Here is a 12125-nt window from a genome sequence, read left to right on the forward strand (position 1 = left end):
TTATGTACAACACGCTGGGCAATCAGTACGACAACTCCCTGGTTTCTAACGCCTTCGGTTTCATGCGTTTTCCGCTGAACTTCCAGCCTTACGACAGCGACGCCGAGTGGGTGATTACCGGTGTGCCGTTTGATGCCGCGACGTCAGGCCGGCCGGGCAGCCGTTTAGGGCCGGGCGCGATCCGTCAGATCTCCACTAACCTGGCGTGGGAAGGCTGCCGCTGGCCGTGGGATTTCGATCTGCGTCAGCGCCTCAACGTGGTGGACTGCGGCGATCTGGTGTACGCCTTCGGCGATTCACAGGATCTGTCCGACAAGCTGCAGGCGCATGCGGAAAAGCTGCTGGCGAACGGCAAGCGCATGCTGACTTTTGGCGGTGATCACTATGTCACACTGCCGCTGCTGCGCGCGCACGCCAAACACTTCGGCAAGATGGCGCTGGTGCACTTCGATGCGCATACCGATACCTACTCCAACGGCCCGACTTTTGACCACGGCACCATGTTCTACACTGCGCCGCAGGAAGGGCTGATCGATCCGCAGCATTCGGTGCAGATTGGTATCCGTACCGAGTTCGATAAGAGCCTGGGCTTCAACGTGCTGGACGCCGCGCAGGTTAATGACCGCAGCGTGGATGACATTCTGGCCGAAGTGAAGCGCACCGTGGGCGATCTGCCGGTGTACCTGACGTTTGATATCGACTGCCTCGATCCGGCCCATGCGCCAGGCACCGGTACGCCAGTGATTGGCGGCCTGACCAGCGATAAAGCCACCAAGCTGATTCGCGGCCTGCAGGGTATGAACATTGTGGGGATGGATCTGGTGGAAGTGGCACCGGGCTACGATCACGCCGACCTGACCTCACTGGCTGCTGCGACGCTGGCGCTGGATATGCTGCACGTGCAGGCGGCGAATAAAGGTTAAGCGGCAGTGCGGACGGCTGCCCTCACCCTGACCCTCTCCCCCAGGAGAGGGAACCGATCGAGCGGGCGGTGAGAACAGCACGGACTGCGCCCTCTCCCGCATGCGGGAGAGGGAACCGATCGAGCGGGCGGTGAGAACAGCACGAACTGCGCCCTCTCCCCCAGGAGAGGGAACCGATTGAGCGGGCGGTGAGAACAGCACGGACTGCTCCCTCTCCCGCGAGCGGGAGAGGGCTGGGGTGAGGGGAAAGCCGCTACTACTTCCCATCCGCCGCGATGCGGTCGCGAATATGCTGCGCGCGCGACTCAGAATCCGGATGCGAGTCAAACATTGAGCTCTGGCGGCCCTGATCCAGCTTCGCCAGCTTCTCGAAGCTGGTCGCCAGACCAAGCGGATTAATGCCGCGCTTCTTCAGCAGATCGTACGAATAGTCATCCGCCTGCGACTCCTGGGTCTGTGAGAACTGCGCGTTAACCAGTTTCTCGCCCATCTCGCCCAGTTGTGACTGCGATAGCGAACCAATCACGCCGCCCACCGACGCCGCAGCGTTGCGTGCCGCCGTGGTCGCGAAAGCCACCTGCATCGCTTTGCGCGTATGGCCGAGCGCGACGTGGCCCATTTCATGGCCGAGCACGCCTTCCACTTCGTTGTCGCTCATCATATCCATCAGACCGCTATAAACGCGGATGCAGCCATTGGCCATCGCCCAGGCGTTGACGTCTTTGGTCAGATACACCTTGTAGTTGGCCGGTACGCCGTTGATGTTATCGCCCAGCGCGGCGGCGATTTTGTTCAGCCGCTGCTGATAGCTGCTGTTGGCCGGCGCCAGCTGGTTCTCTTTATCCATCTGGGCACATGACTGATCGCTCAGCTCTTTAACCTGGGCGTCATTCAGTGAGTAAGCCTGAAACGCCTGCGCGCCGGACTGCAACAGTGCGTTATTATCCATTCCTTCGCAGCCGCTCAGCAGCGAAACCATTCCCAGCGCGACAACCATGGCGCGAATTTTCATATCAGCATCCTTTGAGTAACAAGTAGAGAAAACAAACACCTGAAAAACCACGCAGGTGTTTAAACGCATTGGTTATAGCGTGCCAGGGGCGGATTGGCTAGCAGACAGGCCCCGAAATGCAACCCTGAACCGCAGATTTAGCATCCTGATACATGTACTTTTGCCCCGATTTTCATGTACATTGATGTGCGACTTTTTTCTCGCTTCGCCTTATAACTCATTAATTACAATCAGTTAAGCGTGGCGGAGCATTAATCCGACCTGGAGTAGAAGATGCCCTCTCGTAAAGAGCTTGCCAACGCCATTCGCGCGTTAAGTATGGATGCAGTACAGAAAGCGAAATCGGGACATCCGGGTGCCCCAATGGGCATGGCCGATATCGCTGAAGTGCTGTGGCGTGATTTCCTGAACCACAATCCAACTAACCCGCTGTGGGCAGATCGCGACCGTTTCGTGCTGTCCAACGGCCACGGCTCGATGCTGATTTACAGCCTGCTGCACCTCACCGGCTATGACCTGCCGATGAGCGAGCTGCAGAATTTCCGTCAGCTGCACTCTAAAACCCCAGGCCACCCGGAATACGGCTACACCGCAGGCGTAGAAACCACTACCGGCCCACTGGGTCAGGGCATCGCGAACGCCGTGGGCTTCGCCATTGCTGAGCGCACGCTGGCGGCGCAGTTCAACCGTCCGGGTCATGACATCGTAGACCATCACACTTACGTGTTCATGGGCGACGGCTGCATGATGGAAGGCATCTCGCACGAAGTGTGCTCCATCGCCGGTACCCTGAAGCTCGGCAAGCTGGTGGCGTTCTATGACGACAACGGCATCTCTATCGACGGTCACGTGGATGGCTGGTTCACCGACGACACCGCCAAACGCTTCGAAGCCTACGGCTGGCACGTGGTGCGTGGCGTGGACGGTCACGACGCCGATGCGATTAAGAAAGCAGTTGAAGAAGCCAAAGCGGTCACCGACAAGCCATCGCTGCTGATGTGCAAAACCATCATCGGTTTCGGTTCCCCGAACAAAGCCGGTACGCACGATTCGCACGGTGCCCCGCTGGGTGACGACGAAATCGCGCTGACCCGCAAACAGCTGGGCTGGAACTACGCGCCATTTGAAATTCCTTCTGAAATCTACGCACAGTGGGATGCCAAAGAAGCCGGCCAGGCGAAAGAGAAAGCCTGGGATGAGAAGTTTGCTGCTTACGCCGCTGCGCATCCGGAACTGGCCACAGAGTTCAAACGCCGCGTGAACAACGAGCTGCCTGCTAACTGGCAGGCGGAATCGCAGAAGTTCATCGAGCAACTGCAGGCTAATCCGGCAAAAATCGCCAGCCGTAAAGCGTCGCAGAATGCCATCGAAGCTTTCGGTAAGCTGCTGCCGGAATATCTGGGCGGCTCGGCTGACCTGGCACCAAGCAACCTGACCATGTGGTCTGGCTCGAAGCCGATCAATGAAGATGCCGCAGGCAACTACATTCATTACGGCGTGCGTGAGTTTGGTATGACTGCCATCGCCAACGGTATTGCGCTGCACGGTGGCTTCCTGCCGTACACCGCAACCTTCCTGATGTTCGTCGAGTACGCGCGTAACGCGGCACGTATGGCGGCGCTGATGAAAATCCGTCAGGTGATGGTTTATACCCACGACTCTATCGGTCTGGGTGAAGATGGCCCGACGCACCAGCCGGTTGAGCAGATGGCCAGCCTGCGCACCACCCCGAACATGAGCCTGTGGCGTCCGTGTGACCAGGTGGAATCTGCGGTGGCATGGAAATACGCTATCGAGCGCGTTGACGGCCCATCAGCCCTGATCTTCTCACGTCAGAACCTGGCGCAGCAGGATCGTAGTGCTGAGCAGCTGGCTAACGTGGCGCGCGGTGGTTACGTGCTGAAAGATTGCGACGGCACGCCGGAGCTGATTCTGATTGCGACCGGTTCTGAAGTTGAGCTGGCAGTCGGCGCTTACGAGCAGCTGAGCGCGGAAGGTCGTAAGGTGCGCGTGGTGTCCATGCCGTCTACCGATGCGTTTGATAAGCAGGATGCGGCTTATCGTGAGTCTGTGCTGCCGAAAGCAGTTGGCGCACGCGTTGCTATCGAAGCCGGTATTGCGGATTACTGGTTCAAATACACCGGCCTGCACGGTGCCATCGTTGGCATGACCACCTTCGGTGAGTCAGCGCCAGCTGAGAAGCTGTTCGAAGAGTTCGGCTTCACCGTGGCCAACGTGGTGAAAACCGCGAAATCGATTCTTTAATTTCGCGTAACCCGTCGCGCCGCTGCGCGTTGTAGCGGCGCGATTCATTGCGCATTTCTGCTGCTATCTTTATGCTTAACCACGCGCAATAAATTGCGCCGCGACACCGATGTGCAGATCGCCGGCCCTGTTATCGCCTGAACCTGAAACGGTTCAATTATTCCTGCAGTAATAATCGCCATTGCCTGAATTTGTGACGCAGATCCAATAATCAGCAGCACAGTTGATCGCAATCATTCCTGTTATTCCTTCCATGCTTTATTCTCGCTGAACCGTTTCAGTTGCAGCCGTGTGCTCTCCGTCAGCAACCGTAACCGGGCAAGAATTCCCTGTACAAAACGCAGCGAAACGCTCAAGGTATTTGGCACGTTTTTTCAGGTGTGGCTGCAGGAAGTGAGATGACCATTCGTATCGCAATAAATGGTTTTGGTCGTATCGGGCGCAACGTGTTGCGTGCGCTGTATGAAACCGGTCGCCGGGCGGAAATCACCGTAGTGGCGATTAACGAACTGGCGGAAGCAGCTGGCATGGCGCATCTGCTGAAGTACGACACCAGCCACGGCCGCTTTGCCTTTGACGTACGCCAGGAGCGCGATCAGCTGTGGGTTGGCGAAGATACCATCCGTATCCTGCATCAGGCGGAGATTGCCGCGCTGCCGTGGCGCGAGCTGAATGTTGATATCGTGCTGGACTGCACCGGCGTGTACGGCAGCCGCGACGATGGTGAAGCGCATCTGCAGGCTGGCGCGAAGAAAGTGTTGTTCTCGCATCCCGGCGGCAACGATTTGGATGCCACCGTAGTGTTCGGCGTTAACGAACAGGCTCTTAAACAAACTGACCGCATTGTCTCCAACGCATCCTGCACCACCAACTGCATTATTCCGGTGATCAAGCTGCTGGATGACGCCTTTGGCATTGAGTCGGGCACCGTGACCACCATCCACTCGGCGATGCACGATCAGCAGGTGATTGACGCGTATCACAGCGACCTGCGCCGTACCCGTGCCGCCAGTCAGTCGATCATTCCGGTCGATACGCGTCTTGCCGCTGGCATTACCCGTATTTTTCCGAAATTTAACGATCGCTTCGAGGCTATCGCGGTGCGCGTGCCGACGATCAACGTGACCGCCATTGATCTGAGCGTTTCGGTGCGCCAGGCGGTGAAGGCGTGTGAGGTCAACGCGTTGCTGCAAAACGCGTCAGAGGGGGCATTTCGTGGTATAGTTGACTATACGGAATTACCGTTAGTCTCAGTAGATTTTAACCACGATCCGCACAGTGCCATAGTGGACGGCACGCAAACGCGGGTCAGCGGTCACCACCTGATCAAAACCCTGGTCTGGTGTGACAACGAATGGGGCTTTGCTAACCGCATGATCGACACCACGTTAGCAATGGCCGCAAGCGGTTTCAGGTAAGACGCGGACTGCGTCTGGCAAAACTTATGAGAATCAACGAGAGGGTTCACCATGTCTGTAATTAAGATGACCGATCTGGATCTTGCTGGTAAACGCGTTCTGATCCGTGCCGATCTCAACGTACCAGTGAAAGAAGGGAAAGTGACGTCAGATGCACGTATTCGTGCTTCTCTGCCTACCATCGAAGCGGCGTTGAAACAGGGCGCGAAAGTGATGGTTACCTCTCACCTGGGTCGCCCGACCGAAGGTGAATACAACGAAGAGTTCTCCCTCCTGCCGGTTGTTAACTACCTGAAAGAAAAACTGAACGGCACTAACGTGACCCTGGCGAAAGACTACCTCGACGGCGTTGAAGTGGGCGCGGGTGAACTGGTGGTGCTGGAAAACGTTCGCTTCAACAAAGGCGAGAAAAAAGACGACGAAACCCTGTCGAAGAAATATGCCGCGCTGTGTGACGTGTTCGTCATGGATGCATTCGGCACCGCGCACCGCGCGCAGGCATCCACTCACGGCGTGGGCAAATTCGCTCCTATCGCCTGCGCCGGTCCGCTGCTGTCTGCCGAACTGGAAGCGCTGGGCAAAGTGATGAGCAATCCACAGCGTCCGCTGGTCGCCGTGGTGGGTGGTTCTAAAGTGTCGACCAAATTCGACGTGCTGCAGTCGCTGGTGAAAATCGCTGACACCGTGATTGTCGGTGGCGGTATCGCCAACACCTTCGTGGCGATCGACAACAACGTCGGCAAATCGCTGTACGAGCCAGACTTCGTTGAGGCCGCTAAAGGCCTGCGCGACCAGTACGGCATTCCGGTACCGACCGATTCACGCGTCGGCACGGAATTCTCCGAAACTGCCACGGCAACCGTGAAAAAGGTTTCCGAAGTAGCGGATAACGAAGAAATTATGGACTTCGGTGACGAAACCGCACAGAACATGGCGAAACTGCTGAAAGACGCAAAAACCATTCTGTGGAACGGTCCGGTTGGCGTGTTTGAGTTCCCGAACTTCCGTAAGGGCACCGAAATCGTTGCCAACGCTATCGCAGACAGCGACGCGTTCTCTGTTGCCGGCGGCGGTGATACCCTGGCGGCTATCGACCTGTTCGGTATCGAGGACAAAATCTCCTACATCTCTACCGGTGGCGGTGCGTTCCTCGAGTTCGTGGAAGGCAAAAAACTGCCGGCAGTAGCCATGCTGGAAGAGCGCGCGAAGCAGTAATTTTTGGGGGCAGCGCTTCGGCGCTGTCTGAAGGCTTGCCCGCTGTGGGCGAACAGATCGCATTCCCATTGGGGAGTGGACGATAAACGAAACAGGACACAACCATGTCTAAAATTTTTGATTTCGTAAAACCCGGCGTTGTCACTGGTGATGACGTTCAGAAAATCTTCAAAGTAGCGAAAGAAAACAAATTCGCTCTGCCAGCCGTTAACTGCGTCGGCACGGATTCCATCAACGCGGTACTGGAAGCTGCGGCTAAAGTTAAAGCGCCGGTCATCGTTCAGTTCTCCAACGGTGGTGCTGCCTTCATCGCCGGTAAAGGTTTCAAAACCGACAAACCACAGGGCGCTGCGATTTTCGGCGCAATCGCTGGTGCTCACCATGTGCATCTGATGGCTGAACAGTACGGCGTGCCAGTAATCCTGCACACCGACCACTGTGCGAAGAAACTGCTGCCGTGGATCGACGGCCTGCTGGATGCTGGCGAAGAGCACTTCAAGAAAACCGGTAAACCTCTGTTCTCTTCACACATGATCGACCTGTCTGAAGAGTCACTGGAAGAGAACATCGAGATTTCTTCTAAATATCTGGCGCGCATGGCGAAACTGGATATGACGCTGGAAATCGAACTGGGCTGCACCGGTGGTGAAGAAGATGGCGTGGACAACAGCCACATGGACGCTTCTGCACTGTACACTCAGCCAGAAGACGTAGATTACGCTTACACCGAGCTGAGCAAAATCAGCCCGCGTTTCACCATCGCTGCGTCCTTCGGTAACGTGCACGGCGTGTACAAGCCAGGCAACGTGAAACTGACCCCAACCATTCTGCGTGATTCGCAGAAATACGTTTCAGAGAAACACGGCCTGCCGCACAACGCGCTGGACTTCGTGTTCCACGGCGGTTCCGGTTCTTCTGCTGCAGAAATCGAAGAGTCTATCAGCTACGGCGTGATCAAGATGAACATCGATACCGATACCCAGTGGGCAACCTGGGACGGCATCCTGCAGTACTACAAAACCAACGAAGCGTATCTGCAGGGTCAGCTTGGCAACCCGAACGGTGCTGACAGCCCGAACAAAAAATACTACGACCCACGCGTCTGGCTGCGTGCGGCACAATCTTCCATGGTTGTGCGCTTAGAGCAGGCTTTCAAAGAGCTGAACGCTGTCGACGTACTGTAATTTTTGCTTACCGTACAAAAAAGGCCCGAAAGGGCCTTTTTTTATGCGTCCCGTCTGGAAATCCCGGTTTATACAGCACATTTTTGGCGCTTCGCCCCATTATTGTTTACCCTTGTACTCGGGAGTGTCGGATTGAATCTGGCAGTTTTTGTACTTTCCTGCGGGAAACTCAACAACAGGGCTAACAAATGGAAGATCTTAACGTCGTTGACGGCATTAACAATGCAGGTGGCTGGCTGGTGCGCAACCAGGCGCTGATCCTCAGCTATGCGGTGAACATCGTGGCGGCTATCGCCATCATTATTGTCGGGATGATTATCGCGCGTGTGGTATCGAACGGCGTCAATCGCCTGCTGGTCGCGCGTCATATTGATGCCACCGTGGCTGATTTCCTCTCGGCGCTGGTGCGCTACGGTATCATTGCCTTCACGATTATTGCCGCGCTGGGCCGCGTCGGCGTGCAGACTGCCTCGGTGATCGCCGTGCTCGGTGCTGCCGGTCTGGCCGTCGGTCTGGCACTGCAGGGGTCGCTCTCCAACCTGGCGGCAGGCGTACTGCTGGTGACCTTCCGTCCATTCCGCACCGGTGAGTTCGTCGATCTCGGTGGCGTGATGGGGACAGTACAGAATGTACAGATCTTCTCGACCACGCTGAAAACCGCTGACGGCAAAATCGTGGTGGTGCCAAACGGCAAAATCATCGCCGGCAACATCGTCAACTTTTCGCGCGAACCTATCCGCCGCAACGAGTTCATTATTGGCGTCGCCTACGATGCGGATGTCGATCAGGTGATCGATCTGCTGCGTGAAGTGGTGGAAGCGGACGAGCGCGTGCTGAAAGATCTGGGTATTCAGATTGGCCTGAACGAACTGGCGGCTTCGTCGCTGAACTTTGTGGTGCGCTGCTGGAGCAAAAGCGGTGATCTGCAGAACGTCTACTGGGATCTGATGAAGAACTTCAAGCGCACGCTGGATGCGCACGGTATCGGTATTCCTTATCCGCAGATGGACGTGCACCTGCATCAGGTGCAGAGCGAGGCGCAGCAGCCTGCGCGCAGCGAGTAAGTTATCAGGGCACCGGCGGGTGCCCTTGTTTTATCAGTTACGCTAATGACCGATTAATTCTTTCCATTTCCGCTAATATCCGCGCCTCACTATACTGCACAGCAACACCCCTTTTTCAGGAACTCTTCTGTGTTATCTGTTTACTTACAAGGGCTTGCCCTTGGTGCTGCGCTGATCCTGCCGTTGGGCCCGCAAAATGCCTTCGTCCTGAACCAGGGCATTAAGCGCCACTACCATTTGATGACCGCGTCGTTGTGCACACTGAGCGACATTGCGCTGATCTGTGGCGGAATATTTGGCGGCAGCGCGCTGTTGCAGCAGTCGCCGGTTTTGCTGATGCTGATCACCTGGGCTGGCGTGGCGTTTCTGCTGTGGTACGGCTGGGGCGCGCTGCGCAGTGCCTGGCAGGGCGATGTCACGCTGGCGTCAGAGGCGGCGCTGAAGCAGGGGCGCTGGCGCATTGTCGCTACTATGCTGGCGGTGACCTGGCTCAATCCGCATGTCTATCTCGACACTTTCGTGGTGCTCGGCAGCCTCGGCAGTCAGCTGCCGTCGGCGGAGGCGCGCCGCTGGTTTGCTTTCGGCACCGCCAGCGCCTCGCTGCTGTGGTTTTTCGGTCTGGCGCTGCTGGCCGCCTGGCTGTCGCCGCGCCTGCGCACCGTGCGCGCGCAGCGCATCATTAATCTGCTGGTGGGTGGCGTAATGTGGTTTATCGCCCTGCAGCTGGCGCGTCAGGGCATCGCCGGCTGGTGATGCACATGCAGGCCGTAAAGCGCGGGCAGGGCGCCTGCGCTGGCCAGCAGCTCCAGCCGAATCTGGCGGAACGTGGTATCCGGGGGCAGCGCATGATGGCACAGCGAGTGATGATTATCGCTGACCTCGGCCAGCAGCCTGTCATCCAGCCACAGGCGATAGTGGGTGGTACAGTGCGGCGTCACCGCCTGCGCATGGCCCATCTGCACCGTTTCCATCGCATGATCGAAATCGTTATCGAACAGCAACGTAATCTGGCTGGCGCGCTGCGCGTCCGGCCACTGCCAGCACACCCACGGCTGGCGATCGTCCGCCGCCGGCAGCCAGCCGTTGGTGTGGCTTTCCGGCCGCAGTTTACCGTTGAGCAAATAGTCGCAGTGCCACAGCCGCAGCGGTGTTGTCAGACTAAACGCGATCAGGATCTGATTGGGCGCGCGGCGCGGTAGCCAGAAATCAAACTCATCCACGCCGTAATCGCCGTCGTTTATCTGCCGGGTGCGTTTCGCGACGCGCGGATTGAGACTGTTAAATACCATCATAATGCCCGGCAGGCGCTGGCGGGTGAGCGCCACTTCAACCGCCGGATTTTCTTCAAAGGCGATAAACAGGTAGCGATCGCACTCCGCACGGTAGTCAAACGGCAGCGAATACGCCTCTTCAGCGTCAATCTGCAGGCTGTGCGTGGCCAGCAGCCGATCGCCGCAGGTGTTGGCCGGATTGTCGCTGGTCAGCAGTGAAACCTGCAGCGTCTGCGCGGATGACGCCCGCAGCCGCACCGTCAGCGCGGGCAGGCGTTCTCCGGCTTTAAGAGGCAGCAGCAGGGCGCAGCGTGAGGTGAGAGCGTGCCAGCCGCCATCCGCCGGCAGGGCGTGCAGCGCGAAGGTGCTGCTGGCGCTGACCTGAGCGGCACCGGCCGGATGCGCCAGCTGCTGACGCGGAATGAACGCGCCGTGGCGCAGCAGCTGTTGCTGCAGCTGACCAATATGCTCCGGCTGCGCCAGCTGACGCGGTGTCTGGTTGTGCTGCTGACACAGCGCCGCCGCGCGGCCCACCACTTCGCCCAGCACGCCACAGGTGCACATCACGCGCGCGCTGCCAAAGGCAACGTGCGTGGCAGAGATAAGCCGACCGGTCAGCAGCAGATTATCCAGCGACTGGCTGTACAGCGCCCGAAACGGAATGGTGTAAGTGCCTTTGCTGTGGAACTGGCGGCAGCCGTCGTGAGCGCTGTACACGCCGTCGGCCGGATGCAGGTCAATCGACCAGCCGCCGTAGGCCACCGCATCGTAGTGGTCGCGCTGCGCGATGATATCCTGCTGACACAGCAGAGTATCGCCGAGAAAGCGTCGGCTCTCGCGCTTGCCGGGAATCAGCCCAACCCATTCAATGGTCAGCGTGTCGGCATCGGCAAACTCGCCGGAGTTTTTGATGTAATCCCACACGCCCCAGACAATCTTCCACAGCTCCCACTTGATGGTTTCGCTTTCATGCACGGTATCCAGCCGGCCGCCCCACTCAAGCCACCACAGATCGCAGCCGTTGAGATCGGAGCTCAGGCGTTTATAGCGCGGAATGGCGGTGATCTCTTTCAGCGCAAAGGAGGGCGGTACAAAGCGCACCGGCTGCGCGCTGCGTTTGGTATAAAAATAAATTGAGTGGCCGAGCTTGTGACCAAACTGCTCGCCCGGCGCCATTTTTTCGCCAAACTCCTGCGGTGATTCTGCGCCCACACGGTGCGCTGCCCCGGCCAGATAGCCGAGCACGCCGTCGCCGCTGGCATCAATAAACTGGTCGGCCGTCACGCGATAGCGGGTCTGATTGATGGCGTTGAAAGCCTGAACCGCCTGCAGGCGCTGTGCGGATTTTTCGATGTCGCTGACTACGGTATTGAGCAGCAGCGTCAGGCGCGGCTGCGCCTGCACGATGTCCAGCAGCACCATGTCGAACAGCACCGGGTTGCCCTCTTTGTTGCGCCACAGGTTCTCCTCCATGATCTCGCCCATGATGCCGCCTTCACGCGCCCAGCGGTTGTTATTACCCATATGCGACGTCGCGCCGTTGGCCCACAGCCGCACTTCGCTGGAGGCGTTGCCGCCGAGCACCGGGCGATCCTGAATCAGCACCACCTGCTGGCCCGCGCGTGCCGCAGCCAGCGCGGCGCACACGCCAGCCAGACCGCCGCCGGCGACCAGCACATCGGCGTTTAACGACTGCAACGGAAAGGCACGCGCGGCCTGAGAAGAGAAAGTTTGCATCATGAGGTTACTCCCGCCTGAAGGCTGCTAAGATTG

General features: G+C 58.0%; 9 protein-coding genes. 7 read left to right on the forward strand and 2 right to left on the reverse strand.

Going from position 1 to position 12125, the window contains the following annotated elements; genetic code table 11:
- The first annotated feature begins 2 nt into the window (after nucleotides 1-2).
- Nucleotides 3-923 carry an agmatinase gene (gene speB / locus C1N84_RS03680; RefSeq protein ID WP_021506644.1) on the forward strand — a complete coding sequence of 307 codons (921 nt, stop codon included), beginning with the start codon at nucleotides 3-5 and terminating at the stop codon, nucleotides 921-923.
- Between the two features lie 256 nt (nucleotides 924-1179).
- Here the strand turns inward: speB and C1N84_RS03685 are convergent, their stop codons facing one another.
- A complete protein-coding gene (locus tag C1N84_RS03685) occupies nucleotides 1180-1935 on the reverse strand; it encodes a metalloprotease LoiP (RefSeq protein WP_021506645.1) in 756 nt (251 codons plus the stop codon).
- Nucleotides 1936-2208: 273 nt separating this feature from the next.
- Between C1N84_RS03685 and tkt the strand changes: the two genes are divergently transcribed.
- The 6 genes from tkt to argO all read left to right on the forward strand — a co-directional run bounded on the left by tkt (nucleotide 2209) and on the right by argO (nucleotide 9834).
- The gene (gene tkt / locus C1N84_RS03690; protein WP_058757105.1) at nucleotides 2209-4200 is read left to right on the forward strand and encodes a transketolase; all 1992 of its coding nucleotides are present in this window, start codon (nucleotides 2209-2211) and stop codon (nucleotides 4198-4200) included.
- Between the two features lie 398 nt (nucleotides 4201-4598).
- Nucleotides 4599-5618 (forward strand): erythrose-4-phosphate dehydrogenase, encoded by a 1020-nt coding sequence (gene epd / locus C1N84_RS03695; RefSeq protein WP_021506647.1) that lies wholly within the window; start codon nucleotides 4599-4601, stop codon nucleotides 5616-5618.
- A gap of 51 nt (nucleotides 5619-5669) precedes the next feature.
- Nucleotides 5670-6833, forward strand: a complete 1164-nt coding sequence (pgk, locus tag C1N84_RS03700) for a phosphoglycerate kinase (RefSeq protein ID WP_264442024.1) — start codon at nucleotides 5670-5672, stop codon at nucleotides 6831-6833.
- A gap of 104 nt (nucleotides 6834-6937) precedes the next feature.
- The gene (gene fbaA, locus C1N84_RS03705) at nucleotides 6938-8017 is read left to right on the forward strand and encodes a class II fructose-bisphosphate aldolase (RefSeq protein ID WP_058757103.1); all 1080 of its coding nucleotides are present in this window, start codon (nucleotides 6938-6940) and stop codon (nucleotides 8015-8017) included.
- Between the two features lie 188 nt (nucleotides 8018-8205).
- A complete protein-coding gene (gene mscS / locus C1N84_RS03710) occupies nucleotides 8206-9081 on the forward strand; it encodes a small-conductance mechanosensitive channel MscS (protein ID WP_021506650.1) in 876 nt (291 codons plus the stop codon).
- Between the two features lie 129 nt (nucleotides 9082-9210).
- Nucleotides 9211-9834, forward strand: coding sequence for an arginine exporter ArgO (gene argO, locus C1N84_RS03715; protein WP_021506651.1), 624 nt, complete (start codon nucleotides 9211-9213; stop codon nucleotides 9832-9834).
- Here the strand turns inward: argO and C1N84_RS03720 are convergent.
- A complete protein-coding gene (locus C1N84_RS03720) occupies nucleotides 9813-12089 on the reverse strand; it encodes an FAD-dependent oxidoreductase (protein WP_394541840.1) in 2277 nt (758 codons plus the stop codon). The genes argO and C1N84_RS03720 overlap by 22 nt on opposite strands.
- Nucleotides 12090-12125 lie beyond the last annotated feature (36 nt).

It is taken from the genome of Pantoea sp. SGAir0418, assembly GCF_043529865.1.

Excerpts from the sequence above, each read along its gene's own strand:
- speB (WP_021506644.1), top strand. The coding sequence starts at position 3 with ATGTACAACACGCTGGGCAATCAGTACGACAACTCCCTGGTTTCTAAC.
- C1N84_RS03685 (WP_021506645.1), bottom strand. The coding sequence starts at position 1,935 with ATGAAAATTCGCGCCATGGTTGTCGCGCTGGGAATGGTTTCGCTGCTG.
- tkt (WP_058757105.1), top strand. The coding sequence starts at position 2,209 with ATGCCCTCTCGTAAAGAGCTTGCCAACGCCATTCGCGCGTTAAGTATG.
- epd (WP_021506647.1), top strand. The coding sequence starts at position 4,599 with ATGACCATTCGTATCGCAATAAATGGTTTTGGTCGTATCGGGCGCAAC.
- pgk (WP_264442024.1), top strand. The coding sequence starts at position 5,670 with ATGTCTGTAATTAAGATGACCGATCTGGATCTTGCTGGTAAACGCGTT.
- fbaA (WP_058757103.1), top strand. The coding sequence starts at position 6,938 with ATGTCTAAAATTTTTGATTTCGTAAAACCCGGCGTTGTCACTGGTGAT.
- mscS (WP_021506650.1), top strand. The coding sequence starts at position 8,206 with ATGGAAGATCTTAACGTCGTTGACGGCATTAACAATGCAGGTGGCTGG.
- C1N84_RS03720 (WP_394541840.1), bottom strand. The coding sequence starts at position 12,089 with ATGCAAACTTTCTCTTCTCAGGCCGCGCGTGCCTTTCCGTTGCAGTCG.